The sequence below is a fragment of the Metabacillus sp. RB-C-LZQ-3-1 genome (assembly GCF_058315175.1).
On the sequence record NZ_JBZFLI010000002.1, the window covers coordinates 242,007 to 267,728 of the forward strand.

Annotated in this window: 28 protein-coding genes and 1 other annotated feature; of the genes, 21 read left to right on the plus strand and 7 right to left on the minus strand. The window is 36.0% G+C overall.

What is annotated here, in order from left to right; genetic code table 11:
- Positions 1-12 precede the first annotated feature (12 nt).
- Complete coding sequence (locus AC4GZ8_RS04530; RefSeq protein ID WP_491080623.1) at positions 13-231, plus strand: hypothetical protein; 219 nt, start codon at positions 13-15, stop codon at positions 229-231.
- Between the two features lie 298 nt (positions 232-529).
- On the opposite strand, the gene AC4GZ8_RS04535 is transcribed toward AC4GZ8_RS04530, so the two are convergent.
- Together AC4GZ8_RS04535 and AC4GZ8_RS04540 are read right to left on the minus strand one after the other, a co-directional pair.
- Positions 530-922: an Hsp20/alpha crystallin family protein gene (locus tag AC4GZ8_RS04535; RefSeq protein ID WP_491080624.1), complete on the minus strand. Its 393-nt coding sequence runs from the start codon at positions 920-922 to the stop codon at positions 530-532.
- A 204-nt stretch (positions 923-1,126) separates the two neighbouring features.
- Positions 1,127-1,273, minus strand: a complete 147-nt coding sequence (locus AC4GZ8_RS04540; protein WP_491080625.1) for a small acid-soluble spore protein P — start codon at positions 1,271-1,273, stop codon at positions 1,127-1,129.
- A 130-nt stretch (positions 1,274-1,403) separates the two neighbouring features.
- Between AC4GZ8_RS04540 and AC4GZ8_RS04545 the strand changes: the two genes are divergently transcribed.
- Positions 1,404-1,664, plus strand: coding sequence for a hypothetical protein (locus AC4GZ8_RS04545; protein WP_491080626.1), 261 nt, complete (start codon positions 1,404-1,406; stop codon positions 1,662-1,664).
- A gap of 47 nt (positions 1,665-1,711) precedes the next feature.
- Here the strand turns inward: AC4GZ8_RS04545 and sspO are convergent, their stop codons facing one another.
- The gene (sspO, locus tag AC4GZ8_RS04550; protein WP_216773322.1) at positions 1,712-1,861 is read right to left on the minus strand and encodes a small acid-soluble spore protein SspO; all 150 of its coding nucleotides are present in this window, start codon (positions 1,859-1,861) and stop codon (positions 1,712-1,714) included.
- Positions 1,862-2,176: 315 nt separating this feature from the next.
- Between sspO and acnA the strand changes: the two genes are divergently transcribed.
- The 7 genes from acnA to AC4GZ8_RS04585 all read left to right on the plus strand — a co-directional run bounded on the left by acnA (position 2,177) and on the right by AC4GZ8_RS04585 (position 8,234).
- Positions 2,177-4,903, plus strand: coding sequence for an aconitate hydratase AcnA (acnA, locus tag AC4GZ8_RS04555; RefSeq protein WP_491080627.1), 2,727 nt, complete (start codon positions 2,177-2,179; stop codon positions 4,901-4,903).
- 822 nt (positions 4,904-5,725) lie between these two features.
- Positions 5,726-6,235, plus strand: a complete 510-nt coding sequence (locus tag AC4GZ8_RS04560) for a TlpA family protein disulfide reductase (RefSeq protein ID WP_491080628.1) — start codon at positions 5,726-5,728, stop codon at positions 6,233-6,235.
- Positions 6,236-6,518: 283 nt separating this feature from the next.
- The gene (locus AC4GZ8_RS04565; protein WP_078434120.1) at positions 6,519-6,650 is read left to right on the plus strand and encodes an FbpB family small basic protein; all 132 of its coding nucleotides are present in this window, start codon (positions 6,519-6,521) and stop codon (positions 6,648-6,650) included.
- 127 nt (positions 6,651-6,777) lie between these two features.
- Complete coding sequence (locus AC4GZ8_RS04570) at positions 6,778-6,921, plus strand: acid-soluble spore protein N (protein WP_491080629.1); 144 nt, start codon at positions 6,778-6,780, stop codon at positions 6,919-6,921.
- A gap of 133 nt (positions 6,922-7,054) precedes the next feature.
- Entirely contained in the window at positions 7,055-7,300 is a 246-nt protein-coding gene (gene tlp / locus AC4GZ8_RS04575) for a small acid-soluble spore protein Tlp (protein WP_491080630.1), read from the plus strand.
- 208 nt (positions 7,301-7,508) lie between these two features.
- Positions 7,509-7,925 (plus strand): acyl-CoA thioesterase, encoded by a 417-nt coding sequence (locus tag AC4GZ8_RS04580; RefSeq protein ID WP_491080631.1) that lies wholly within the window; start codon positions 7,509-7,511, stop codon positions 7,923-7,925.
- On the plus strand, positions 7,926-8,234 hold the full coding sequence (locus tag AC4GZ8_RS04585; protein ID WP_491080632.1) for a hypothetical protein: 309 nt from the start codon (positions 7,926-7,928) through the stop codon (positions 8,232-8,234).
- A 126-nt stretch (positions 8,235-8,360) separates the two neighbouring features.
- Here AC4GZ8_RS04585 and AC4GZ8_RS04590 read toward each other — a convergent pair whose 3' ends face one another.
- Positions 8,361-8,648, minus strand: coding sequence for a HesB/YadR/YfhF family protein (locus AC4GZ8_RS04590; protein WP_491080633.1), 288 nt, complete (start codon positions 8,646-8,648; stop codon positions 8,361-8,363).
- Positions 8,649-8,810: 162 nt separating this feature from the next.
- Entirely contained in the window at positions 8,811-9,395 is a 585-nt protein-coding gene (gene plsY, locus AC4GZ8_RS04595; protein ID WP_491080634.1) for a glycerol-3-phosphate 1-O-acyltransferase PlsY, read from the minus strand.
- A 395-nt stretch (positions 9,396-9,790) separates the two neighbouring features.
- Here plsY and AC4GZ8_RS04600 point away from each other — a divergent pair, with 395 nt between their 5' ends.
- The 3 genes from AC4GZ8_RS04600 to parC all read left to right on the plus strand — a co-directional run bounded on the left by AC4GZ8_RS04600 (position 9,791) and on the right by parC (position 14,884).
- A complete protein-coding gene (locus AC4GZ8_RS04600; protein WP_491080635.1) occupies positions 9,791-10,204 on the plus strand; it encodes a CoA-binding protein in 414 nt (137 codons plus the stop codon).
- Positions 10,205-10,474: 270 nt separating this feature from the next.
- A complete protein-coding gene (gene parE / locus AC4GZ8_RS04605; protein ID WP_491080636.1) occupies positions 10,475-12,442 on the plus strand; it encodes a DNA topoisomerase IV subunit B in 1,968 nt (655 codons plus the stop codon).
- Between the two features lie 3 nt (positions 12,443-12,445).
- Positions 12,446-14,884 carry a DNA topoisomerase IV subunit A gene (parC, locus tag AC4GZ8_RS04610; protein WP_491080637.1) on the plus strand — a complete coding sequence of 813 codons (2,439 nt, stop codon included), beginning with the start codon at positions 12,446-12,448 and terminating at the stop codon, positions 14,882-14,884.
- Positions 14,885-15,078: 194 nt separating this feature from the next.
- Here parC and AC4GZ8_RS04615 read toward each other — a convergent pair whose 3' ends face one another.
- Positions 15,079-15,432, minus strand: coding sequence for a hypothetical protein (locus AC4GZ8_RS04615; protein ID WP_491080638.1), 354 nt, complete (start codon positions 15,430-15,432; stop codon positions 15,079-15,081).
- A 205-nt stretch (positions 15,433-15,637) separates the two neighbouring features.
- Between AC4GZ8_RS04615 and AC4GZ8_RS04620 the strand changes: the two genes are divergently transcribed.
- From AC4GZ8_RS04620 to AC4GZ8_RS04650, 7 genes are all read left to right on the plus strand, one after another.
- Positions 15,638-16,930, plus strand: a complete 1,293-nt coding sequence (locus tag AC4GZ8_RS04620) for a WD40/YVTN/BNR-like repeat-containing protein (RefSeq protein ID WP_491080639.1) — start codon at positions 15,638-15,640, stop codon at positions 16,928-16,930.
- A gap of 90 nt (positions 16,931-17,020) precedes the next feature.
- Complete coding sequence (locus AC4GZ8_RS04625) at positions 17,021-18,637, plus strand: ABC1 kinase family protein (RefSeq protein WP_491080640.1); 1,617 nt, start codon at positions 17,021-17,023, stop codon at positions 18,635-18,637.
- A 103-nt stretch (positions 18,638-18,740) separates the two neighbouring features.
- The gene (locus AC4GZ8_RS04630; protein WP_491080859.1) at positions 18,741-19,235 is read left to right on the plus strand and encodes a DUF2243 domain-containing protein; all 495 of its coding nucleotides are present in this window, start codon (positions 18,741-18,743) and stop codon (positions 19,233-19,235) included.
- Complete coding sequence (locus AC4GZ8_RS04635) at positions 19,225-20,028, plus strand: cytochrome c oxidase assembly protein (protein WP_491080641.1); 804 nt, start codon at positions 19,225-19,227, stop codon at positions 20,026-20,028. Before AC4GZ8_RS04630 ends, AC4GZ8_RS04635 begins: the two co-directional genes overlap by 11 nt.
- Positions 20,029-20,106: 78 nt before the next feature.
- Positions 20,107-20,997 (plus strand): TIGR01777 family oxidoreductase, encoded by an 891-nt coding sequence (locus tag AC4GZ8_RS04640; RefSeq protein WP_491080642.1) that lies wholly within the window; start codon positions 20,107-20,109, stop codon positions 20,995-20,997.
- A gap of 248 nt (positions 20,998-21,245) precedes the next feature.
- A complete protein-coding gene (locus AC4GZ8_RS04645) occupies positions 21,246-21,878 on the plus strand; it encodes an ABC transporter ATP-binding protein (protein ID WP_491080643.1) in 633 nt (210 codons plus the stop codon).
- Positions 21,871-22,653 carry an ABC transporter permease gene (locus tag AC4GZ8_RS04650; protein ID WP_491080644.1) on the plus strand — a complete coding sequence of 261 codons (783 nt, stop codon included), beginning with the start codon at positions 21,871-21,873 and terminating at the stop codon, positions 22,651-22,653. The genes AC4GZ8_RS04645 and AC4GZ8_RS04650 overlap by 8 nt, the downstream gene beginning before the upstream one ends.
- 58 nt (positions 22,654-22,711) lie before the next feature.
- Here the strand turns inward: AC4GZ8_RS04650 and AC4GZ8_RS04655 are convergent, their stop codons facing one another.
- On the minus strand, positions 22,712-22,957 hold the full coding sequence (locus AC4GZ8_RS04655) for a DUF2164 domain-containing protein (RefSeq protein WP_491080645.1): 246 nt from the start codon (positions 22,955-22,957) through the stop codon (positions 22,712-22,714).
- Between the two features lie 184 nt (positions 22,958-23,141).
- Between AC4GZ8_RS04655 and AC4GZ8_RS04660 the strand changes: the two genes are divergently transcribed.
- Positions 23,142-23,567 (plus strand): HIT family protein, encoded by a 426-nt coding sequence (locus AC4GZ8_RS04660; RefSeq protein WP_491080646.1) that lies wholly within the window; start codon positions 23,142-23,144, stop codon positions 23,565-23,567.
- A gap of 133 nt (positions 23,568-23,700) precedes the next feature.
- Positions 23,701-23,925: a binding site (T-box leader), on the plus strand.
- Positions 23,926-23,989: 64 nt separating this feature from the next.
- The gene (locus AC4GZ8_RS04665; protein WP_491080647.1) at positions 23,990-25,690 is read left to right on the plus strand and encodes a 2-isopropylmalate synthase; all 1,701 of its coding nucleotides are present in this window, start codon (positions 23,990-23,992) and stop codon (positions 25,688-25,690) included.
- Positions 25,691-25,722: the final 32 nt, after the last annotated feature.

Here is a 25,722-nt window from a genome sequence, read left to right on the forward strand (position 1 = left end):
GTGATAAAGAACATGTATTTCGTTGTTTTAGATTTAGGTTGCGCTGAGTGTGGAGAAAGCTCTAACATTCTTGGGATTTTTACTTCTATAGAAAAAGCTAAAAAAGCAAGAGATGATTATAAAACTGTGAATAAACTTGATGAGTATTCAGATCATGAATTTTTTATTTACAAAATAGATGCTTTAGATAAAGTGTACCAAAATAGTTTTGAACATTTAGTTGAAGAATGAAACAAATGACCTTTTTCTACATATATTGATTGAAAAAGGGGAATTTCCTTATGATAAAATATTATTGCTCAAAATGTATGTTATTACATGATCAAGAGCAAATGTGTATGAAATGTGGAAATTCAGAACTTAAACATATATCAATAAGTGTCCAAAATCAAAAGGAAAAGCAAATCGAGGAAAATGGGTATAAATGAATTTGATAAGAAGGCTCTCCAAGTACGGAGAGTCTTTTTATACTATCAGAAAGTATAAGATGATAGTGAAAAACTAAGGTTCTTTGGTAGCGATTACTTTTTTATCTGTAATTGATTACGAGTGGAGAGGGTTGATGAAATGAGGTGAACTTTGATATTTTGACCTCTAAGATGCCATTTGTCAGAGTGGCAACTATTTTTTTCTTTTCGATCGGAAATGGAAGGACGACCGTTCTTCGTCGCTCATTTCCAACTTGTTCTGAATCACAAACTGAGATATGGAGATGATCTTGATTAACTTCTAAGTTAATCCTTTCTATTGTCATTTCTTCTCCAAGCTCTGCTTCAACGATAAACTCTTCACCGGTTTCGAACAAATCAAGACGAAACGTTTGCTCATCTAGTAAATTTGTAAATGGATCTGTAAAAAATTGTGTCATCCATTCCTCGATACCGTTAATGTCCATTGGTTTCGAACATTTTTTTTTATTCATTTCAATTGACCTCCAAGACTTCTTCTCTAAAAAAACTAGATCCCTTTAACATTTACATTATTCAAAGAATCTTATTTTTGTGAGGGTTTTAAAGTCCATTGAAGAAAATTTGAGAAAAGATAACTAATGATAAATTCTGACAGCACTTGATTTTACTTCATTAAAATAAAAAAGAGAATGAGATTACCCATTCTCTACAGTTCCCTACATATCATGACTTTGATTGTTCTTTTGACGAGTATGATTTGCGTTTTTTACTTTTTTGGAGCCATCTAATGGTTCTGGTTGGCCGGGGTTGTTTCCTTTAGGTGCATTTTTGCGCATATCTTTTCCTGTATTTTTGTTTGTCATCTTAATCCCTCCTACCTAATAGGATGAGTCAAAAATAAAAAAACATGCGAAGTGAAGACTGAATAAATTGTTTAATAAAAGCACATCCTAATATATGGTACTAATTGATGATGAAAGGGAAGTGAAGAGTATGCCTTATAACAAAAATAACCAGCAATCATTTCAAGCAGCTCAACAAGGTGCAACCCAAGCATTTGATGCTTATAAAAATATTGTGAAGGATAGCTCAGATTATGGGCATCAACTTAAACACATAACAGAAGAAGTAAACGAAGCTTATCAACAAATTAATAATGCACTAGAAAATGCTTCTGAAACACAAAGGGAACGATTAGAACAATATCAACGAGATCTTGAGCAAATCATTCGCGATGTGAATCAAACAGAATAATACAAAACGACGGAAACCCGTCGTTTTTTGTCGTTATTAAAGAATCATTATTGATTTTTTTTGCGTTTTTTATTGTTCTGCTTTTGAGCTGCCGTTAGAGGTTCATTTTGTAATTCTTCATTATAGCCTGTACCAATTCCTTGAGCGCTTGCATCATTCATGCCCAATCTTACATGGTTTGCCTTACGTTTTGCCATTTCTTCGATCACCTCCCGCCTTAAAAATTAGCTTGTCACAATTCACAAGAAACATTCAAAATGGCATAGATTATCGTTTTTAGTAAAAAATTTAGAAAAAAATGAAAAGTTTTTATCCTTTTTACTTCAAAATTTGATATAGTAGAAAAGTAAAACTAGTACGCTTTCATAAGGAAACCTTATACATATCAATAACATCATTGTTATTTACTTATGTTACTAGTTGTATTAAGATTAAATTGTGAAAATTAATTAAAAATGGGGTACCATCCTTCGACATTTGTCGATCCTTGATCTTTTTAAGGGGGAGAATTTATGACTAATCAAGTGACTACGAAACAAGATGCTTTCCAAGCACGTAAAAATTTTACGGTTAATGGAAAAAAGTACAACTACTACTCATTACAAGCTCTAGAAGATGCTGGAATTGGTAACGTTTCACGCTTACCATATTCAGTAAAGGTTCTTTTAGAATCTGTTCTTCGTCAAGTAGATGGCAGAGTCATTACAAAAGAACATGTTGAAAACTTAGCAAAATGGGGAACAAGCGAATTAAAGGATATTGATGTTCCTTTCAAACCATCTCGTGTTATTTTACAAGACTTCACGGGTGTTCCAGCAGTTGTAGATTTAGCATCATTACGTAAAGCAATGGCTGATATGGGTGGAGATCCTGATAAAATTAACCCGGAAATTCCAGTTGACCTGGTAATTGACCACTCTGTACAGGTTGATAGAGCTGGAACTCCAGATGCTCTTCAATTCAATATGGATCTTGAATTTGAACGTAATGCTGAGCGCTATAAATTCCTAAGCTGGGCAAAAAAATCGTTTGATAACTATCGTGCAGTCCCACCTGCAACTGGTATCGTTCACCAAGTAAACTTAGAGTACTTAGCAAATGTTGTTCACGCAGTACAAAACGAAGATGGCGAATTTGAGGCTTTCCCAGATTCATTAGTTGGTACTGACTCTCATACAACAATGATCAATGGTATTGGTGTTCTTGGATGGGGTGTTGGTGGTATCGAAGCGGAAGCCGGCATGTTAGGACAACCATCTTATTTCCCAGTACCAGAAGTTATCGGTGTTAAATTAACTGGTGAGCTTCCAAACGGAACTACAGCTACTGACTTAGCATTAAAAGTAACACAAGTATTACGTCAACAGGGTGTTGTTGGTAAATTTGTTGAATTCTTTGGTCCTGGTGTGGCACAGCTTCCACTTGCAGACCGTGCAACAATTGCGAACATGGCTCCTGAATATGGTGCAACTTGTGGTTTCTTCCCAGTTGATGAAGAAGCTCTTAATTACATGCGCTTAACTGGACGTGATGAAGAGCAAATTAAAGTAGTTGGAGAATACTGTAAAGCAAATGGATTATTCTTCACACCAGAAAATGAAGATCCAATCTTCACGAAAGTAGTTGAAATCAATCTTTCTGAAATCGAAGCAAATTTATCTGGTCCTAAGCGTCCACAGGATTTAATTCCGCTTTCAATGATGAAGGATAAATTCCATGAACATTTAGTTGCTCCAGCTGGTAACCAAGGCTTTGGTTTAGAAGCAACTGAAATTAACAAAGAAATCACTGTGAAATTCAAAAGCGGTGAGGAAACAAAAATGAAAACTGGTGCTATCGCAATTGCTGCGATCACTAGCTGTACAAATACATCTAACCCATATGTACTTGTTGCTGCAGGTCTTGTAGCGAAAAAGGCTACAGAACTTGGCTTAGAAGTACCGAAATATGTTAAAACATCTTTAGCTCCAGGATCTAAGGTTGTTACTGGATATTTACAAAACTCAGGTCTTCTGCCACATCTTGAGCAGCTTGGCTTTAACTTAGTTGGTTACGGCTGTACTACTTGCATCGGTAACTCCGGTCCTCTTGCAGATGAAATTGAAGAGGCAGTTGCAGCTAATGATTTACTTGTAACATCCGTATTATCAGGTAACCGTAACTTTGAAGGTCGTATCCACCCTCTTGTAAAAGGTAACTACCTTGCATCACCACCACTAGTTGTGGCTTATGCATTAGCAGGTACAGTTGATATCGATCTACAAAATGATTCACTTGGTAAAGACAAAAACGGCAATGATGTATTCTTCAATGACATCTGGCCAACAACAAGTGAAATTAACGAAGTTGTTAACAAAACCGTAACACCTGAGCTATTCAGAAAAGAGTATGAGCAAGTATTTGATGATAATGCTCGTTGGAACGAAATCGAAACAACAGATGAAGCATTATATGTATGGGATGAATCATCAACATACATTCAAAACCCTCCATTCTTTGAAGGCCTGGAAGCTGAACCAGGTAAAGTTGAAACTCTTAAAGGTCTACGTGTTGTAGCAAAATTCGGTGACTCTGTCACAACTGACCATATTTCACCTGCTGGTTCAATCGGAAAAGATACACCGGCTGGACGCTACCTACAAGAAAATGGTGTAACTCCGAGAGAGTTTAACTCTTATGGTTCTCGCCGTGGTAACCACGAAGTAATGATGAGAGGTACGTTTGCAAACATCCGTATTAAAAACCAAATTGCTCCAGGTACAGAAGGTGGTTATACAACTTACTGGCCAACTGGTGAAGTAAAATCAATTTATGATGCTTGCATGGATTACAAACAAGATGGAACAGGACTTGTTGTATTAGCTGGCAAGGATTATGGTATGGGTAGTTCACGTGACTGGGCAGCAAAAGGTACAAACCTTCTAGGTATTAAAACAGTTATCGCTGAAAGCTTCGAGCGTATCCACCGCAGTAACCTAGTGTTAATGGGTGTTCTTCCTTTACAATTTAAAGAAGGAGAAAATGCAGAAGTACTTGGTTTAACTGGTAAGGAAACGATTGAAGTTGAAATCGATGAGACAGTAAAACCACGTGATTTTGTGAAAGTTACAGCTACTGATGAGGCTGGAAACAAAAAGGAATTCAAAGTACTAGTTCGTTTCGATAGTGAAGTGGAAATTGACTACTATCGTCATGGCGGAATTCTTCAAATGGTTTTACGTGATAAATTAAAAGGTTAATGTGTTATGAAAAAGGGAACGGATTTATTCGTTCCCTTTTTGTTGTATAGAATAATGATAAAATGTTTGAACATTGGATAACTGCTTTGACATCCAACTCCAAAGCACAGGATGTGCAAGTGCAGTCTTTGCGACAGGACGTTGCTATCCTAGACTGCCAGCGCCTATCGCCTATCAAACTTCAGATCATCTCCATTCGATAAGTCAACATTGGTTCGCATCGTTTACCCTGTTTCCTAAATCTTTAGTCGATGCTCCTCCAGTTTGTACGGCGATGACCAAGGCGCTTGCGCTTTTCTTATTGTTTTTGGCTAAAATACGAAAATTAATGCGTTATCATTGTTCTTTTCATAAAACCATGCTTAAATGAGAAATAAAGTATACATGAAAGGGCTATTGCATGTACGATGCACTTCAACTTGGACCGTTTACAATTCAATATCTGCTTATTATTTACATAAGTTCGATCTTGGCCACATATTTTATTTTAGATGGCTTCATACATGAATCGGAAGTAAAGACATTTTATAAGCAACATTATATGACTTTTTGGTTTATTCTTTTCATTACTTATAAATTTAGCATTGTAATATTCCAACCACAGCTACTCTTAACGACAAGGTGGTTTTTCTTTACAGGAGGGAAATCAGGTTTTTATCTTGGGCTATTACTAGGAGTGCTATTTTTAGTCTGGAAAAAACAAAAGGATAAGATACCTTATAAAGCCTTTATCAAATCGTTGGTACTTCTTTTTTTGTGTTTTACGGTAGTTTTTCAATTAACGAAATTTGTTGTGTTGTCTTTTCTTTAGGAGGTAAATAAATGAAAAAGGTTTTAGCAATTTCTATTTTAGTATTTCTTGTAGGGTATGCAATTTATTTCGCAATTAATCCTAGTAACCCAAAAGTAGGTGTATCGGAAGGTAGTACAGCACCTGATTTTGAATTAAAAACTCTTAGTGGAGACAGCCTGAGTTTGTCGAGTGTGAAAGGAAAAAAAGTCATCATCAACTTTTGGGCTACCTGGTGTCCGCCATGTCGATCTGAAATGCCAGATATGCAAAAAATTCAAGATGAACACAAGGATGATGTAGTTGTTTTAGCTGTAAACTTAACAAATTCTGAGAGCAGTGTAGATACAGTGAAAAAATTTGTGGACGAGTTAGAACTTACGTTTCCAGTATTATTAGATGAAAAGGGAGAAATCAATAATCAGTTTGAAGTCCTTTCATATCCAACTTCTTATTTTGTAGACGAAAATGGAGTCATTCAAACAAAATTTGTTGGGGCATTATCGTATGATCAAATGAATGAATTTCTTAATAATCTTTAACCGAGCCGATCAATATGGTTCGGTTTTTAATATTTCTAATTAAACAATTTTCATTGATCGCACTCTTAATAGACAGTAAGATCAATCGCAAGCTTTTAGAGTTTACTTAGAAGGTAAGGTGGGGGATAACTGCCCTGAAGGTCCGATGGTTTAAAAACTAAACCATCAATAGGGGGTGAAGAAAATCCCGCTGATAGAAATTTCACATTATTTTCACAACAATTGATTTAAAAGTCAGAAAATTGGGTATCCTTCTATTAAATAATACGGAGGTGTAATCAACATGAGAAAGACAAGAAAAAAATCATTTGAAGAGTTAGTAAAAGAAAATAAACAGCAATTATTACAAGATCGAGAAGCACTTGATTTACTCGAAGAGCGGTGGGAGCAGCGTATTCTTAAAAGGCTGGATTAAGGTTCAATCAAGAATTGAAAGGGCAATACAAATACCAATGATTTATCCAATCAGTTTTTTTAACAGGCTTTTCTAGTCATCGTTTCGTTTCATACAGGGTATTCTACTTGGTGAGGAGGCGATAACAATGGCAGGTCAAAATGATACTCAAACTCACTTTAATCCAAATCATGTAGGTACAAAACCGCGTGGTTTCGGTAATAATAAAGGGAAACAAATGCAGGATACATCTGGAAAACATGCTCAAGTGATTCAAACAAAGGGCGAGTAAATAGGTACAATCGTTAGATAAAAAATTCCCTATTATAAAACAAAAACGTGTTTAAAATCTTCTTCAAAAAAGCAGACTAACATTGTTTCATTGCATTTTAAATGATAATACACAATGAGAGGAAGGATACACGATGGCAAATCAAACTAGACCAAATCCAGATGACCGTTCTGATAACGTAGAAAAGCTTCAGAGCATGGTTCAAAACACAATTGAGAATATTGAAGAAGCACAAGATACCATGCAATTTGCTAGTCCTGAAGAGCGTGAGCGTATTGAAGCGAAAAATCTTCGCCGTGAAGAAAGCATCAACGCTTTACGTAATGAAATTAAGGATGAAGCACAAGCGCGTGAAAATGGCTATCGTAATGATCAGTAATTTAAACCAGGCTTTTAAGCCTGGTTTATTTTTTATGATCAGAAAGTATAAAAATTTTATGAATGACAGTATAAGAAAAGACTAAGGCTTTGGCCATTAGGACTTGGCTGTAAGCTAAGTTTTTCTAATTAGCCACCCAAAAAAAGTTATGATATCATTGTTTGAAGCAATGTTTTATGGAACAAGAGAAGCAAGGAGAGAAGAAAGAATGCACATATCTAAAGCAGAAGTTGAAGTACGGTATGCGGAAACAGACCAAATGGGTGTTGTATATCATGCGAATTACTTAATTTGGATGGAAGTAGGTAGAACAAAGCTTATTCAAGACCTTGGATTTTCTTATGCAGGAATGGAAGAACAGGGGATAATCTCACCAGTAATAGACTTAGAAATTTCTTATAAGAAACCTATGCGCTATGGAGAAACAGCTACAGTTCACACATGGATTGAGGAATATAATGGGATCAAGAGTGTATACGGATATGAAATATATTCACCATCAGGAGATCTTGCTGTTCAAGCAAAATCAAGTCATGTTTGTGTAAACAAAGATACATTTAGACCCGTAAAATTCAAAAAAATGTTCCCAGAGTGGCATGAAGCCTATGAGAAGGCGAAAAAGTAAATGGCATTTGGCATTTCCCGCAAGGAATTACATAAATGGAAGTATGATATTGATCAGGGGAATATATCTTTTTTAACTCATTTTTGGTTGGATGATCGCTTTCCAGATAGTCATTGTGTCACGAAGGTTGGCTGTAATGATATTGAAAAATTAGCTAAATGGGGAGCACATTATGGATTGAAGAAAGAGTGGATTCACCATTATAAACATTATCCTCATTTTGATTTAATGGGCACCACACAAATGAACATATTGAAGGAATACGGTCTTGACGATCATATTGAACGATTTAAATTACATAAAAAATAATGCTTATAACACAATAGAGGGAGATTTTCACTTGGTAATTGATACAACTGGAAGTGGAAATTCTCCCTTTTTCTGTGTCGTGCATTTATTTAACTTTAGCAATTTCTATTACATAAATGAATTATTTTAATTATAGTGAAAAACAGGCTCCTCGCCATCTTCATCTAAATCAACATGTAGATCATGTTCATCAAAATACCATAGATCACGGTTTTCAACAAAGAACGTTATGCCTTTACTTTCGACACTTGAGCCTATTTCTTCTGGGCTTTGCTTAACAACTCCAAGTGAAAAGCCTTTTTGCACATTACTACATCCACCATATCTAACAAAAAACTGGACCATGTCACCTTTCTCAAGCTGTAATTCATTTATATACCAATCTGCTGCTTTGTTATCAATGGTAATTTTCAAATCCGGAACACTCCTTTTCATTTTTCAACTTGATTTCATTATAATATAGATGCGTTAAGAGGGCTAATGATGAACCCTAAATGATAAACATAAAGAAGAGGATGAAGTAAAGGCCGAGTTTCTCCTTTCGAAAATACTCTTTCCTTACTTTATCCTCTCTTTTTATAGCCACTTGACTTTAGGTTCTGTTTTTTCAATAATCCGTTTAATATTTGCGCGATGACGATAGACAACAAAGCCTGTTAACAGGGTAATGACAATGATTAGTGGAATATCTTTTGTAAATAAGCTATAAATGATCCCATATACTCCTGCAAGCATTGAAGAAAGTGACACATATTTTGAAATATATAGGATAATAAAAAAGAAGGCTAACATCGTAAGAAACATAATTGGTACGTAAAGTAATAGTACTCCTCCTGATGTTGCAACTGCTTTTCCACCTTTAAATTTTGCGAAAATTGGGTATGTATGTCCAATTACGGCAAATATCCCAACTAATAAGGGACTTAGGTTCTCTAAACCAATTAATAAAGGCAAAGCTGCAGCTAGTGTCCCTTTTAAAATATCTGCACCTGTTACGAGTAAACCGGCTTTTATTCCCAGTGTTCGGAAAGTATTTGTACCACCTAAGTTACCGCTCCCGTGTTCACGTATGTCGATTCCATAACCAAGCTTGCCTACTATAAGGCCTGATGGAATGGATCCTAGTAAATAAGCTAAGATAAAAATAATGGCTTCAATCATGTTTGGACTCCTTTGCGTATTCTTCCTATATTCTATCATGACCAATGATAAAAACACTATGAGAGAATAAAAAAAGATAAAAACTCTCATGTTATAAGTAACATTGATACGACGTACATAGTATAAGAGTTGCGTTTTAATTCCATACAAAAGGTATCAAAACGTTTATCCTCCTCTTAAAAGGCAGTAAGACCCCCACCTCAGGATTTTGGATTATACAAAGAATCTTGAAGTGGGGATGGATAACTGCCCGTAAAGGTCCGATTCAACTAACCAACAGTGGAGATGAAGAAATCCCCACTGTTGGAAGTTTCACTTTATTATGTAACGATACAAAATCATTGTTTGCCACGGTTCTAACTTGTTATGATTGAAGGATAAAGGAGATGGATATAATGGGGATTGAAAATCCAACAAGAGAAGAAATAAGTCAAATTTTGAAAAATAGTAAAAGGATAGCAGTTGTAGGCTTATCAAGTAATCCTGAGCGTACATCTTATATGGTTAGTAAGGCGATGCAGGATGCAGGATATGAGATTATTCCTGTAAATCCTACTGTCGATGAAGTGTTAGGTCAAAAGGCAGTTGCTTCATTAACCGAAATTAAAGAACATGTAGACATTGTCAACGTATTCCGACGTTCAGAACATTTACTGGAGGTTGCACAAGAATTTTTAAAAATTGATGCAGATGTATACTGGGCGCAGCTGGGACTAGAAAATGAAGAAGCCTATCAGTTGCTTAAAGATAACAATAAAACCGTTATCATGAATCGTTGTATTAAGGTTGAGCATGCTATGACAAAGTAATTTATATGCTCATTTTTAAGAAAATCCTTGTCTTAACAAGGATTTTTTACTTTATTAAGCGAATAATGTTTCCTAAATCAAATTTACCATATACAATAAAGCATGGATAACAGGAAATGGGTAGGATAAAAAGCCTATGAAATTTTTGTTCTTGATTTTCTAATTATTTGTGGGGGTTGTCGATCTGCAAATTATTGTATAAAATACTAAAACATGCGTTCTTACGTGAAAAAGATTTAATTGTTTGTCACTGAAAGGGGTTTAAGTCGCTTGGGAAAGAAGCAGCAGTTTGAATATAATGATGATGCGATTCAGGTCCTTGAAGGTCTTGAGGCAGTCAGAAAACGTCCTGGTATGTACATCGGCAGTACTGATAGTCGAGGTCTGCATCATCTCGTATACGAAATCGTTGATAACTCTGTAGATGAGGCTTTAGCTGGTCACGGAGATCATATAATTGTCAAAATACATAAGGATAACAGTATTTCTGTTCAAGATAAGGGTCGAGGAATGCCTATTGGTATGCATAAACTCGGAAAACCTACTCCTGAGGTTATATTAACGGTCCTTCATGCAGGAGGAAAGTTTGGACAAGGTGGATATAAAACAAGTGGCGGTTTACATGGTGTAGGTGCGTCAGTTGTTAATGCTCTCTCAGAATGGCTTGTTGTGACCATTCAACGTGATGGCTTCATTTATGAGCAGCGCTTTGAAGATGGAGGAAAGCCGGTGACAACCCTAGAGAAAAAAGGGAAAACTAGCAAAACCGGAACAAAAATTCATTTTAAACCAGATCCGACGATGTTTAGTACGACTACGTATAACTTTGAGACATTAAGTGAGCGTCTCCGTGAGTCTGCCTTTCTTTTGAAAGGGTTTAAAATTGAATTAATAGATGAACGCCATGATCAATCGGAGGTCTATCACTATGAAACAGGGATTGAAGCGTTTGTAACATATTTGAATGAAGAAAAGGACGCTTTACATCCAGTGGTCTCATTTGAAGGAGAGCAAAATGGAATTGAAGTTGATTTTGCTTTTCAGTTTAATGATGGTTACTCAGAAAATATTTTATCCTTCGTCAACAATGTCCGTACAAAAGATGGCGGAACCCACGAGGCTGGTTCGAAGACAGCGATGACAAGAGCTTTTAACGAGTATGCAAGAAAAACGGGCTTGTTAAAGGAAAAGGATAAAAATTTAGAGGGTTCGGATATCCGTGAGGGACTTTCTGCTATTATTTCAGTACGAATTCCTGAGGAGCTTCTTCAATTTGAAGGACAAACCAAAGGTAAGCTAGGTACAAGTGAGGCTCGATCTGCGGTTGATGCGATTGTGTCCGAAAACCTTTCTTATTTTCTTGAAGAAAATCCTGATGCAGGAACTCTCCTAGTTAAAAAGGCAATTAAAGCGTTCCAGGCTAGAGAGGCTGCACGTAAAGCACGTGAAGAAGCACGAAGCGGAAAAAAACGAAAGCGTTCTGAAACGACTTTAAGTGGAAAGCTTACACCTGCTCAATCTCGAAACCCATTAAAAAACGAACTATACCTTGTGGAGGGTGATTCTGCAGGTGGTTCTGCTAAACAAGGCAGAGATCGCCGCTTCCAAGCAGTTCTTCCACTAAGAGGTAAAGTTATTAATACTGAGAAAGCAAAGCTGGCTGACATCTTTAAAAATGAGGAAATCAATACGATTATCCACGCCATTGGTGCAGGAGTTGGCGCAGAATTTTTAATTGAAGATATAAATTATGATAAAGTTATTATTATGACAGATGCCGATACTGATGGTGCTCACATTCAAGTACTGCTCTTAACATTCTTTTATCGTTATATGAAGCCTCTTATTGAGAACGGGAAAGTATTTATTGCCCTTCCGCCATTGTATAAAGTAAGTAAAGGTACAGGGAAAAAAGAGGTTATAGAATATGCATGGTCTGATGATGAATTAGATGACGCGATTAAAAAAGTTGGTAAGGGTTATATGATTCAACGTTACAAAGGTCTAGGTGAGATGAATGCAGACCAGCTGTGGGAAACAACGATGAATCCAGAGTCTAGAACACTTATTCGAGTAAAAATTGATGATGCTGCCCGTGCAGAACGTCGTGTTACCACACTTATGGGAGATAAAGTAGAGCCTAGACGTAAATGGATAGAAAATAACGTGGCATTCGGACTTGATGAAGAAACAAATATATTGGAAAATGAGCATTTATCGGTCGCAGAGGAGGTATAGGTTTTGGCAGATTCAGTAGAGATATATCGAGATTTACCTCTTGAAGATGTGCTTGGTGACCGTTTTGGACGTTATAGTAAGTACATTATTCAAGATCGTGCACTCCCAGATGCACGTGATGGATTAAAACCTGTACAACGAAGAATTTTATATGCAATGCATGTTGACGGGAATACAAATGATAAAAACTATCGAAAATCAGCAAAAACAGTTGGTAATGTTATCGGGAACTATCATCCACATGGAGATTCATCTGTATATGATGCTATGGTACGGATGAGTCAGGACTGGAAGGTACGTAATCTTCTTATTCAAATGCATGGTAACAACGGGAGTATTGATGGCGACCCGCCTGCTGCGATGCGTTATACAGAAGCAAGACTTTCAGCAATTGCTTCTGAATTACTGCGTGACATTGAAAAGGAAACCGTTGATTTTGTTCCAAACTTTGATGATACGAGTAAGGAACCATTAGTTCTTCCAGCGATGTTTCCTAACCTTTTAGTCAATGGATCAACAGGTATTTCAGCTGGTTACGCGACAGACATTCCTCCTCATCATTTAGGAGAAGTCATAGATGCGGTTATAAAACGTATGGATAAACCTTCATGTACTGTTGATGAGCTTATGTCTGTCATAAAAGGACCGGATTTCCCAACAGGTGGAATCATTCAAGGTGTTGACGGGATTAAGAAGGCTTATGAGACAGGTAAAGGGAAAATCATTGTTCGTGGTAAAGCCGAAATCGAAGAGATACGTGGTGGAAAACAACAAATCACCGTTACTGAAATCCCGTATGAAGTAAATAAAGCAAATCTAGTAAAACGGATCGATGAATTCCGAATCGAACGTAAGGTTGAAGGGATCGCTGAAGTCCGCGATGAAACAGATCGCACAGGTTTGCGCATTGTGATTGAGTTAAAAAAGGATGCAAATGCTGCAGGAGTTCTTAATTATTTATATAAAAACAGTGATTTGCAAATAACGTATAACTTTAATATGGTCGCGATTCATAATCGACGTCCAATGTTAATGACCTTACCTTCTATTCTTGATGCCTATATTGAACATCAAAAGGAAGTAGTATCAAATCGGTCAAAATACGAACTGCGAAAAGCGCAAGAACGACAGCATATTGTTGAAGGGCTTATCAAAGCCTTATCCATTTTGGATGAAGTTATTGCGACAATTCGTGCTTCAAAGGATAAACGAGATGCAAAAGATAATTTAATTCAAAAATATGAATTTTCAGAGCCGCAAGCAGAAGCGATTGTGTCTTTACAGCTTTATCGCTTAACAAATACAGATATTACAGCATTGAGAAATGAAGCAGAAGAGCTAGCAAATAAAATACAAGAACTAACAAGTATTCTTAATGATGAAAAAATCTTGTTAAAAGTCATTAAAAATGATCTTAAAAAAGTAAAGAAAACATATGCCGATGATCGACGCTCGGTCATTGAAGCCGAAATTGAAGAAATTAAAATCAATCTTGAAGTGATGGTAGCATCAGAAGATGTGATCGTAACTGTGACGAAAGACGGTTATGTAAAACGAACTAGCCAAAGGTCTTATGCAGCATCAAATGGTCAAGACTTTGGTATGAAAGAAAAGGATCGTTTACTTTCTAAAATTGACATTAATACAACAGATGTTGTGCTGTTGTTTACGAATAAAGGGAATTACCTATACTGTCCGGTGCATGAACTGCCAGATATTCGCTGGAAGGATCTCGGACAACATATTGCTAATATTATCCCGATCGACCGGGATGAAGAGATCATTAAAGCGATTGCTGTGAAAAACTTTGAAGATCCTCACTTTGTGACATTTGTGACAAAGTCAGGTATGGTGAAAAAATCAGAGCTTAGTCAATATAAAGCACAGCGATATTCAAAGCCGCTTGTTGCTGTTAATCTAAAGGGTGACGACACTGTAGTTGATGTTCACCTTACAACTGGTAATGATGATCTATTCTTAGTAACACACCTGGGATATGGATTATGGTTTACTGAAGAAGAAGTAAATGTCGTTGGTCCACGTGCTGCTGGAGTAAAAGGCATTAATTTAAAACAAGATGATTATGTTGTTAGCGGGAATGTATTAAAGCCTAACACTAAGGCATTTTTAGTGATTGCCACTCAACGAGGCGCAGTGAAAAAAATGTCAGTGAATGACTTTGAAAAATCATCAAGAGCAAAGCGTGGATTAATCATGCTAAGAGAACTTAAAAATAATCCACATCGAATTGTGGGAGCTGCAATCGTTTATCATAAAGAAGAGTTTTTCCTTAAATCAGAACAAGGTGTTAATGAAAGTGTAGATGTTTCAACATTAAGAGCAAATGATCGTTATAGTAACGGATCTTTCCTCATTGATGAGCAAGAGGCTGGACCTGTAAAGGAAACCTGGATAAAAAATATAGAAGAACATGAGAAATGATATAGCTAAAAGGGCTGATCCATTATATTTGGATCAGCCCTTATTTTCGTTATTTTTTTTGAAAATAATCTGTAAACGCGTGAACAATTTCAATACCTTGATACGTAAATAAACTTAAGGCTGTAACTGAAAACAACACGATTGGAATCATTCTTACGACAAACATCATTTATATAACCTCCAATTTAAAAAATTTATTTATTAGGGGATGATTGATATAAATGATTTTTTGAAAAATAAGATGATTGATAATAAACAGCATACAGGAATTGTCTAAACCGTTGTTTCCGAATAGAAAAATAGCCAAAAAGCAATAATGTTATCGCGATCAGTAGTGTATATTCAATTTCTGGTGCTGCGCTAAATAAATCGAAATGCTTATGATCTTCCTCTTCAAATGTTGTCAATCCAAATGCTGCGTCATTTTCTATGGCGAATACCTTACCAAGACTAATAGGATGATGGACTTGCGACATTGAAACAAGATGTATGCTAGATATGAAGATCAATAGCAAGAAAAAAGATTTAAGTAGCAAACGATGTTTCAATGAACTCACCCCTTTGCCATTTCATAGACCTATCTTAATCCTTTTTTTGTTCTTTGAAAAGATGTTTGTTTATTTCTTAACGTGAAATTGTGATGAAAAGGCTAACATCACTAAAAAAATAAATTTCAAATCATATCTGCTAATAAATGGTATAATTTAGATGTTTAAGATAAAAAAAGTTTTCTAGAGAAAAATAGGAGAAGTTATGAAAAAAGCTAATAAATGTTATAAGGTGTTTATTCCTTTTTTCGCATTTTTGATTTTCTTAGTTGGTAGTTTGATTTTTTTAAATACATATAAAGTAAATTATCAACACAAATTGCCACTAACCCTTTCAATAAACCACGATGATGTTGACTTAGAAGATATTGCTTATAAATTTTGGTTTGAATTGGTAATGCCTTATAAGGAAAGTCAAACTCCTCGTTGGGAGAGACTGGAGGATGTAAGGTTTAACAAGTTTCAACCCCTTGCTGGAGATACTAACGAATTCGCTATTGCAGTTTCATTTTGGGTAAAACCATCATCCGAATGGTGGAGTATTTATCATAATTGGGGTAATAAGGATAAAGATGGCACAATACATGATATACAGTGGACAATGAGAATAAAGAAAACTTCTACAAATGAATATACGTTGATTAGTATTGAGGAAACAGATAAGTCTATATCAGGCTTAGCACCTTTAAAAAATCACTTTCAAAAAGAAGCTGGAATCGATGTTAAAAGTGATAAAAATCAATATATGATTGAAGGTGACAAGTTGCGAATCACCTATAATAACGGAAAGGAATGGATTGATGTCCCTGTAAATGTTGACGAGCTATTTGCTGGAGATTATAACGGATCTAATAATCAATTAATTTCAGGTAGTTATCAAATTGATCCAGAACGAACAGCTTTTACTCTTATTGAGGAAAATAATAATCTAAGTAATGGAATTGTAAAAGTTATTTCTTCAATTGATCAAGGTAAGACTTGGCAGGAAAGTGTAATTCCTTCAGCTCTACCTTTTGTGAGACTTCGATTACTTGGCTATTCATCAGATCAAAATGGATATCTTATTTTAACAGGTGATCGCACGATGAGATATGAAGCACATGAAGTGTTTATTACATCAGACGGCGGAACGATATGGAAAAAGGTGAGTTCAGTACCAGATGTTTACAAGTTTGTAACAGATGGAGGCTTCATTGATCATCAACTTGGGTTCCTTTCATTTGGAAGTATAAATGTGATGGATAAACCGCCAAGACCTTATTTATTCAGAACAGAAGATGGCGGTGCTAGTTGGAGTGAGGTAAAGATTCCAATTCCACCCGAATATCAGGAAATATTTATCGAAGCTCAGATGCCTGTCTTTGATGGACAACACGGAGCTCTTTTAGTCAATCAAGGTCCAAGCGGTGATTTTCAAGGTGGTAAAGTAATGGCGCGATTTACTTCCTTAGACGGTGGAAAATCGTGGAGCTTTGCAAATCTAGTTTCCCCTGAATAAATGTAGTGACGTTCATATCAAATTAGGAATGAAACAAAATATCTAGAAATCATGTCTATTTCTTTGAATCTTGAAAAATGAGGTATTATGATGGCAGTGAAAAGTAAATGGAAACGTATGTACAAGGTTCTATCACTATTTTTTTCAATATTTCTCAAAATCTATTGGTACAAATTAAGCAAAAAGCCAGAAGCTGAGTGGGAAAAATTATGGATTGAGATCGGAAAGAAATTTCGTAAAACGTTATTTGAATTAGAGGGCTTACTAATTAAAATTGGGCAAATATTGAGTATCCGTTCTGATTTACTTCCTTCCGGTTTTATCAATCAAATACAGGATTTAACTGACAAGGTTCCACCTTCGAATTGGAATGAAATCGAAAAACAGCTTGAAAACGAATGGGGAGAAAAGCCAGCGTTCCATTTACATTCGATTGAGAAGCATTCCATCGCTTCAGCATCAATAGGAGAGGTGTATAAAGGAGTTTTAAAGGATGGTACAGCTGTTGCGATTAAAGTACAGCGGCCCCATATTCAGTCGATCATTCAAACAGACTTTCGAACTTTAGGGATCATTATATGGTTTGCTGACCGATTTGTGCCAGTACCAAAGGGTTTTATTCATTTTAATGTGTTATTCAAAGAATTAAAACAGGTGATCGAACAAGAATTAGACTTTCAAAAGGAAATGAAGACTCTTTTACACTTTAAGGAACGCTATCAATCCACTGATATTGTAAAAATACCATCTGTTTACACGGAATTGTGTACACCGAAAATTCTTGTCATGGAATGGATAGAGGGAATAAGGATCACGAATGAGCACCAAATTGATCAGCTCCCCTTTAGCCGAGAGGAGCTTGCTAAAAGATTGATGAGTGTTTTTCTTCCTCAATGGTTAGAGCCAGGAATGTTTCATGCTGACCCTCATCCAGGAAATATTCTTTTTTCAGCAGATGGTAAAGTCATATTATTAGATTTTGGCATGGTTGGAGAGATTTCCAAAAAGGACGCCACTTACTTTCAGAATTTAATAGGCAGTTTACTTGCTAAAGATTATCCAAAAGCAGTAGAGAGCCTGTACCATTTAGAGTTTTTACATTCCCAGACAGATTCTGGAACGATAGAAAGATTGTTAGCTGAACTGGTGTCCTTTGATCCAACTCAACTAAAGGAAGCTGACTTACTAGCATTGAAACTCGAAATGAATGATCTAATACAGGCGTTACCAATTCAAGTTCCAACTAGATTCGTATTTTTAGGGCGATCAGTTGTCACCATTGAGGGAAATATACGACAATTAGCGCCTGATCACGAATTATTAGAGCTTGGTAAGCCTGTTTTTATGAAATGGTTGCAAACGCAAGGTAGGAATAAATGGTCTTTTATATGGCATTGGGCCCAGTCTCAACCATTATTTAAAATCATTCATTCTGCAACCGAGTTCCTTCAATTACCTAAAAAGTACGAAATGCTAAAAGAAACCGAACAAAGAAGACATTTTCAATTTACTATGCTTGAAAATAATAAAAAGCACTGCTTTCAACTTGTTTTAGTCGGCTTAATTGGCATTGGATTTGGTATTGCTTCTTCTCATGCTATAATGTGGAAATTATCATGCGGGTTAACCTTCATCTCAGCCATAGGGTATATAATATGTGGATACAGATTAAAAAAATGGATGAAATATATGCAAGAAGCACGTTGAATATATAATGAATAAGGCTAAACTCGATCAAACCTGAGTTTAGTCTATTTGTTATGTTTTTATCACTAGTATAGGAAGCTAAACATTGCGTCTATACTTTAATATCGTTATCTATTTTTTGGGGGGTTCCAATTTGAATCGAAATAGAAACATTTGGGCAGGAGTCTTTTTTGGAATCGGGTTTGTCGCATTTATAGATGAAACTGTATTTCATCAATTATTACATTGGCACCATTTTTATGATCAATCAACAACAGATATTGGATTAATTTCAGATGGGCTTTTTCATGCTTTTAGCTGGTTTGCTACAGTGATGGGCTTATTTATGTTCGCTGATCTACGTCGTAAAGGGCAGTTTTCGATAAAAAGGTGGTGGGGAGGTTCCTTGATCGGATCAGGCAGCTTTCAGCTTTATGATGGAACGATTCAGCACAAGCTTATGAAAATTCATCAAATTAGGTATGTTGATTCCGTGATCGTTTATGATGTGGTATGGAATGCGATCGCTCTAATATTGCTCATATTAGGAATTTTTCTTGTCTATCATTCTAAAGAACAAGAAAAGCTAAATAGAGGTAAAATGACACATGATCAATAATTCTCATCAAGATAGTGTTTTTCATATTAGCCATTTATTTTTACTATTTCTATTCATCATGGTTGCAGGATATTTAGTCGCAACCATCTTATTATATCAGAAGGGGAAGAGATGGCCGATCATCCGATGTTGCTTATGGTTACTCGGATGGGCATGTATTGGTTCGACATTTGTTGGACCAATAGCAGATCAAGCTCTCCATCATTTTTTATTTCATATGATTGGTCATATTCTGATAGGAATGCTTGCACCACTTCTTCTTGTATTGGCTAGACCAATGACTCTGCTTTTTAACATTCTGCCAGTGAAGTATGCTCGCAGGTTAACAACAGTGTTAAAAAGTTGGCCATTTAAGGTACTTTCTGATCCAACTGTAACAGCGGTCTTAAATATTGGCGGGTTAGTGGTCCTTTATAAGACAGAACTCTTCCCGTTGATGCATGATCATTTCATTTTAGCCAGTCTCATCCACCTCCATATGTTTTTAGCAGGCTTTGCTTTTACTTTTTCTATTCTATGTATGGATCCAACAGCACATAAAAGGTCGTTTACATATCGGGCCATAGTATTAATTTTAGCCATTGCAGCTCATGGATTACTGTCAAAATACATGTATGCACATCCACCTCTAGGAGTTTCCCAGAAAGAAGCCGAATTAGGAGCGATGCTTATGTATTATGGTGGAGATGTGATTGATCTTGGGCTTGTTTATTTCCTTTGTCAAGAATGGTATCGCGTAAGAGGAAGAAGACTAGAAATTCATAAAAAGACATCTTATTATTTAAAAGGATAATTTCGTTCACTTCATATACCCCTTTCACAAACATATGGTAAACTTTAGCTAAAAAGGGATGTTTGAAGGAGGGGGAAAATGAAGAAAAAAGTTGTGTTAGCTGGAGGAACAGGTTTCATAGGACAATTTTTGAAAAAGAAATTTCTTGAACGAGGATATGAAGTAGTGATCATTTCAAGACGACCACAGCATGTTTCTTGGGAGAATGAAAAAGGAATAGTTGAGGCATTAAATCATGCGGAGATGCTTATAAACCTTGCGGGAAGATCAGTAAACTGTCGGTATAACGAGAAAAATAAGCAAGAAATTATGAACTCAAGATTACAAACGACTAAAAAGTTAGGAAAAGCAATTAAAAAGTGTACAGTACCACCTAAAATGTGGATTAATTCAAGCACGGCTACAATCTATCGTCACGCTGAGGACAGGCCGATGACAGAGGAGGATGGAGAAATTGGAACAGGTTTTTCAGTAGATGTCGCTACTGCATGGGAAGAGGTGTTCTTTTCATTTAACCTGCCAAATACAAGGCAAATAGCCTTGCGTATTGCGATTGTTTTAGGAAAGAATGGAGGAGTTATGACTCCATATCGAAATTTAGTCAAATTTGGCTTAGGCGGTATTCAGGGAAATGGTCATCAAAAATTCAGTTGGGTCCATGTAGAAGATCTATTTCGAATTGTCCTATTTTTACAAGATAGACAAGATCTTAAAGGTGTGTTTAACTGCTCAGCTCCGCACCCTGTTAGCAACCAAGAGCTAATGAAAAAACTTCGAACGATCATGAATATTCCTTTTGGCCTTCCTGCACCTAAATGGATGCTTGAACTAGGGTCAATCCTTATTCGTACAGAAACTGAGCTGGTGTTAAAAAGTCGTTGGGTTTTACCAGAGAGACTTGAAAAAGAAGGATTTATATTTACTTATGATAATCTTGATAAAACATTACATGAAATTTTAGTAGGTTAAAGGATATATATGTAAACCTTAAAGGAGCTATAACAGGGTTAGTCGTTCCTGCTTATATGGACATTGATTTGATTGAAGATTATTAAAGAATAAGCTAAGGTAAAAACATCTACAGATGGGAATAACCGAATTTGTAGGTGTTTTTTGCTCTTCTCTGAAATCGAAAATTTAGTGCTTTTCAAAGATTTTCCTTTTATCATATAACCAAAATCGCTATGATAGGGTATAGAAATGTGAGGAGGAGTTTTATGTTTGAGTTAAAGGACGTAACATATAAAGATATTTTAACTATACGTTCTCTACATATACCAATGGGGAAAATCACTTGTTTTGTCGGTGAGAGTGGTGCAGGAAAGTCTACGTTAATGAAAATGTTGAACATTATGATCTCGCCAGACCAAGGCGAAATTTATTATAGTGGTGAGAATGTAAGAGAAATAGATCCGATTCATCATCGAAGACGTGTGATTATGCTTGAACAGCAACCTACTATTTTTGAAGGAACTGTAAGAGATAATTTGAATATCGGACTAGTATTCTCTGGGAAAGATGAAAAACCAGATAAGGAATTGTTAAATGCATTACATCTGGTCTCTTTACAAAAGGAGTTAGACGAAGAGGCTCAGACATTATCAGGGGGAGAAAAGCAACGACTCGCTCTTGCGCGAGTATTTCTCATGGATGCAGAGGTCTATTTGTTAGACGAGCCAACATCTGCTTTGGATAAAGAAACAGAAGAAAAAGTTATGAAGAATTTTTTTTCAATTATGAAAGAGAGAAAGAAAACCGTTGTTTTTATTTCCCATTCAAACGAGCTCATCTCAACCTACGGTGAAAATAAAGTGACCATAGTAAAGCATGAGGTGAAGGATAATGGTTAGTGTAATAAGAGATATTGAACTATGGAGACTTGCGGCAGGATATTTATTTATTCTTCTATTAATTGTATTTGTGAAGTGGCGTGGATTAAATAGAGAAATTCGAATTGTCGTATCAACTGCTAGAATGACAATTCAATTAGTGCTTGTCGGATATATTCTTACATATATTTTTAAAGAGCCGAACCCTTTTCTTATTACATTTATCGTATTGTTTATGTTGACCTTCGCGATATTTAATACATATAAACAGGTAGGCACAAAATTATCAAAAAAATTAAAGCGAATAGTTGCGTTGTCCATGATAGTTGGTTCCCTAGTAACCTTATTCTATTTCAATGTTGTGGTCATTCATTTCCAACCATGGTATGAACCTCATTATTTAATCCCAATTGCAGGGATGATCATTGGTAATTCAATGACAGGGATCACACTTGGTGTGAAAAATCTCGTTGATGGGATGCAGAAGCAAAAACATCTTATTGAGGGAGCTCTCATGCTTGGTGCAACACCAGAAGCTGCAACAAAATCTGTTGTAAACTCTGCTTTTGATTCGGCTATTCTTCCAACAATTAACAACATGGTAGGAATGGGAATTGTGTTTTTACCTGGGATGATGACAGGGCAAATATTAGCTGGAATTGATCCGATCATCGCAATAGAATATCAAATTGCTATTCTTTTAGGTATCACAGGAAGTGTGGCTTTAACAGTTATGGTGTTTACAACCCTTGGATACAAAACATTTTTCAATAGTAAACAGCAGTTTAAGGTTTAAGAATGATTTGCTAGGAGGAGGTTTACATGAACCTCCTCCTAGCAGTATGTATGAACGCTTATCTATTAATTGGACGTTCTAGAGTTAGAATTTCATCCTCTAAAGAAGAGAACTGCTGATCAACAACATGCTTTGCATCCAATACTCCTGCATTATAAAAATGTGGTGCAAGTGACTCCTTCACAAAATCAAGTACTCGTTCAGCTGCAAACTCAGATATCTCCTCTTCTCGCTCTTGAGAAAAGAATTCTTGAATATCAGAAATCATTAATTGCTGCTGTTCCTTAGTAAGTTTAATAAACAATACATTCACCCCCTCATCATAGCTATACCATAAAACGTTTTTTTATAAAAGAATAGCTAATAAAATACTATTAAAAGATTTTTATTTTCCTCGAGGTTCACATCTTGACATGTTAAAGTAAATCCACATTTTATAAACGAATTTATAAGGATCATTCTTGTACTAAATAATGGGAGGAGTTAATTTGAATTCATGTGTGTTCTGTAACCCTGAGCTTGAATCAAACCAAAATATTGTGTTTAGTAACGAACAATGTATGTTTCTTCAATTAATTGAAGCACAGGTAAGGGGCAGTCAACTTGAAGGGGCTGGAGTCATTGTTCCCAAAAGTCATAGAGAAACAGTTTTTGAATTAACAGCTGAGGAGTGGGGAGCTACCTTTTCTCTACTAAAAGAAGTGAAAAAATATATTGATAAAAAATATAAACCTCAAGGCTATAATCTTGGCTGGAATTGCGGAGAAATAGCGGGTCAGCATATTTTCCATGCTCATTTTCATGTATTACCTAGATATAGAGATGAACCTTTAGCTGGAAAAGGTATAAGGTATCTCTTTAAAGGTGCTGAAAATAAAAGAAATGGATTTAAAGGAGATGAGAATAACACATAATTCTCGACCTTTAAAGAGAAAAACACGAGTAATGAACATCTAAATGTAAATTAAATTGTTCAAAATTAACATTTAAGGGTTGAAAATTTTCTAAATTCATTATAAGATTAGAAAAATCAGATAAATCCAATAATAAAACGCTGTGATCGGGAGTATTAAGGAATACTAATTGTTTAGAGAGCTGTCGGCTGGTGAAAGACAGTCAATTAATTCCCCAACTCGCCCAGGAGTGGTAGGACTGATATATGTAGGTCTTAACGGTTGACTACCGTAATAAAGTCTTTAAGTGGGTTCATTTTATTTATTAAAATGAATCAAAAAGAGTGGTACCACGTAGGCAAAGCCTGTCGTCTCTTATGAGATGATAGGCTTTTTATATTTTTAACGAAACAATAACTATGATGGAAAAGGTGGAAGTCAAAATGAAAAATATTGAAAAGTATTCTAGAGGTTACTTTATGCCCCCAGTAAAAAGTCTAAAATGGACTGAGAAGGAGTATATTACCGAAGCTCCTACGTGGTGTAGTGTGGATCTTCGCGATGGAAACCAGGCTTTGGTCGTCCCGATGAGCCTGGAAGAAAAATTAGAATATTTTCAATTACTTTTACAAGTAGGTTTTAAGGAAATAGAAGTTGGTTTTCCAGCTGCATCGGAAACAGAATATGCTTTTTTACGTGCATTGATTGAACAAGATTTAATTCCGGACGATGTGACAATTCAAGTGCTAACACAGTCAAGAGAGCATATTATACGTAAAACCTTTGAAGCTCTGGAAGGTGTAAATAAAGCGGTGGTTCACCTATACAACTCGACATCTGCCGCGCAGCGAGAGCAAGTATTCAAGAAATCGAAAGAACAAATTATTGACATTGCCGTAACTGGAGCAAAAATGCTGAAGAAATATTCTGCTGAAACAGAAGGGAACTTCCAATTTCAGTATTCCCCAGAGAGCTTTACAGGAACTGAAATGGAGTTCGCGCTTGAGATTTGCAACTCGGTTCTTGATGTATGGCAGCCTACAGCTAATAATAAGGTAATTATCAATCTCCCTGCTACTGTCTCGATGTCAATGCCTCACGTTTATGCGAGTCAAATTGAATATATGAGCGATCATCTTAAATTCCGGGACAATGTGATCCTTTCAATCCATCCTCACAATGACAGAGGAACCGGGGTTGCAGACGCAGAGCTTGGAATGCTTGCCGGAGCACAGAGAGTCGAAGGAACATTGTTTGGAAATGGGGAAAGAACAGGTAATGTAGACATAGTTACACTTGCATTAAACATGTATTCACATGGAGTCGATGCAAAGCTGAATTTTGATCATATCCCTAAAATTATTTCCGTTTATGAAAAGTTGACAAGAATGACAGTTCACGAAAGACACCCTTATGGAGGCGAACTTGTATTTACTGCATTTTCCGGATCCCATCAAGATGCCATTGCCAAAGGAATGAAATGGCGTGAAGAAAAAGATAGTCCACATTGGTCCGTACCTTATTTATTAATTGATCCAATGGATATTGGCAGAGAATATGAAGGGGATATTATCCGAATTAACAGCCAATCAGGCAAGGGCGGTATCGGTTATATACTTCAGCAAAAATATGGACTTGACTTGCCTGCTAAAATGCGTGAAAACTTTGGATATAGCGTTAAAAATGTTTCGGATCGCAAGCACAAGGAGCTTATGCCTAATGAAATTTATGATATTTTCATGAATGAATATGTAAATATAAATACACCTGTCGAGTTTATCGATTACAACTTTACTGCAAATGACCAATATGAAACGATCGTTTCGATTCGAATGAATAATGAAAAACATGAGTTTATCGGTACGGGGAATGGGCGACTAGATGCTATAAGCAACGTTCTTCAAACCCAATTAGGTATCCAATTTAAAGATTTAGTCTATAAAGAGCATGCGTTAGAAATAGGTTCTGGATCAAAGGCTGTATCTTATGTAGGGATTACGGCAATTGATGGTACAGTATATTGGGGCTGTGGGATTGACGTAGATATTATGACTTCATCTGTAAAAGCTTTGTTTAGTGCTATTAATAATATGGTGTCCGAATTAATTCCTGATGAAAGGGAGCTTATCCTTTCAAAAAAATAATCATATTTCGCGGAGGTACAATGAGTCTTAAG

Excerpts from the sequence above, each read along its gene's own strand:
- AC4GZ8_RS04530 (WP_491080623.1), top strand. The coding sequence starts at position 13 with ATGTATTTCGTTGTTTTAGATTTAGGTTGCGCTGAGTGTGGAGAAAGC.
- AC4GZ8_RS04535 (WP_491080624.1), bottom strand. The coding sequence starts at position 922 with ATGAATAAAAAAAAATGTTCGAAACCAATGGACATTAACGGTATCGAG.
- AC4GZ8_RS04540 (WP_491080625.1), bottom strand. The coding sequence starts at position 1,273 with ATGACAAACAAAAATACAGGAAAAGATATGCGCAAAAATGCACCTAAA.
- AC4GZ8_RS04545 (WP_491080626.1), top strand. The coding sequence starts at position 1,404 with ATGCCTTATAACAAAAATAACCAGCAATCATTTCAAGCAGCTCAACAA.
- sspO (WP_216773322.1), bottom strand. The coding sequence starts at position 1,861 with ATGGCAAAACGTAAGGCAAACCATGTAAGATTGGGCATGAATGATGCA.
- acnA (WP_491080627.1), top strand. The coding sequence starts at position 2,177 with ATGACTAATCAAGTGACTACGAAACAAGATGCTTTCCAAGCACGTAAA.
- AC4GZ8_RS04560 (WP_491080628.1), top strand. The coding sequence starts at position 5,726 with ATGAAAAAGGTTTTAGCAATTTCTATTTTAGTATTTCTTGTAGGGTAT.
- AC4GZ8_RS04565 (WP_078434120.1), top strand. The coding sequence starts at position 6,519 with ATGAGAAAGACAAGAAAAAAATCATTTGAAGAGTTAGTAAAAGAAAAT.
- AC4GZ8_RS04570 (WP_491080629.1), top strand. The coding sequence starts at position 6,778 with ATGGCAGGTCAAAATGATACTCAAACTCACTTTAATCCAAATCATGTA.
- tlp (WP_491080630.1), top strand. The coding sequence starts at position 7,055 with ATGGCAAATCAAACTAGACCAAATCCAGATGACCGTTCTGATAACGTA.
- AC4GZ8_RS04580 (WP_491080631.1), top strand. The coding sequence starts at position 7,509 with ATGCACATATCTAAAGCAGAAGTTGAAGTACGGTATGCGGAAACAGAC.
- AC4GZ8_RS04585 (WP_491080632.1), top strand. The coding sequence starts at position 7,926 with ATGGCATTTGGCATTTCCCGCAAGGAATTACATAAATGGAAGTATGAT.
- plsY (WP_491080634.1), bottom strand. The coding sequence starts at position 9,395 with ATGATTGAAGCCATTATTTTTATCTTAGCTTATTTACTAGGATCCATT.
- AC4GZ8_RS04600 (WP_491080635.1), top strand. The coding sequence starts at position 9,791 with ATGGGGATTGAAAATCCAACAAGAGAAGAAATAAGTCAAATTTTGAAA.
- AC4GZ8_RS04620 (WP_491080639.1), top strand. The coding sequence starts at position 15,638 with ATGAAAAAAGCTAATAAATGTTATAAGGTGTTTATTCCTTTTTTCGCA.
- AC4GZ8_RS04625 (WP_491080640.1), top strand. The coding sequence starts at position 17,021 with ATGGCAGTGAAAAGTAAATGGAAACGTATGTACAAGGTTCTATCACTA.
- AC4GZ8_RS04635 (WP_491080641.1), top strand. The coding sequence starts at position 19,225 with ATGATCAATAATTCTCATCAAGATAGTGTTTTTCATATTAGCCATTTA.
- AC4GZ8_RS04640 (WP_491080642.1), top strand. The coding sequence starts at position 20,107 with ATGAAGAAAAAAGTTGTGTTAGCTGGAGGAACAGGTTTCATAGGACAA.
- AC4GZ8_RS04645 (WP_491080643.1), top strand. The coding sequence starts at position 21,246 with ATGTTTGAGTTAAAGGACGTAACATATAAAGATATTTTAACTATACGT.
- AC4GZ8_RS04650 (WP_491080644.1), top strand. The coding sequence starts at position 21,871 with ATGGTTAGTGTAATAAGAGATATTGAACTATGGAGACTTGCGGCAGGA.
- AC4GZ8_RS04665 (WP_491080647.1), top strand. The coding sequence starts at position 23,990 with ATGAAAAATATTGAAAAGTATTCTAGAGGTTACTTTATGCCCCCAGTA.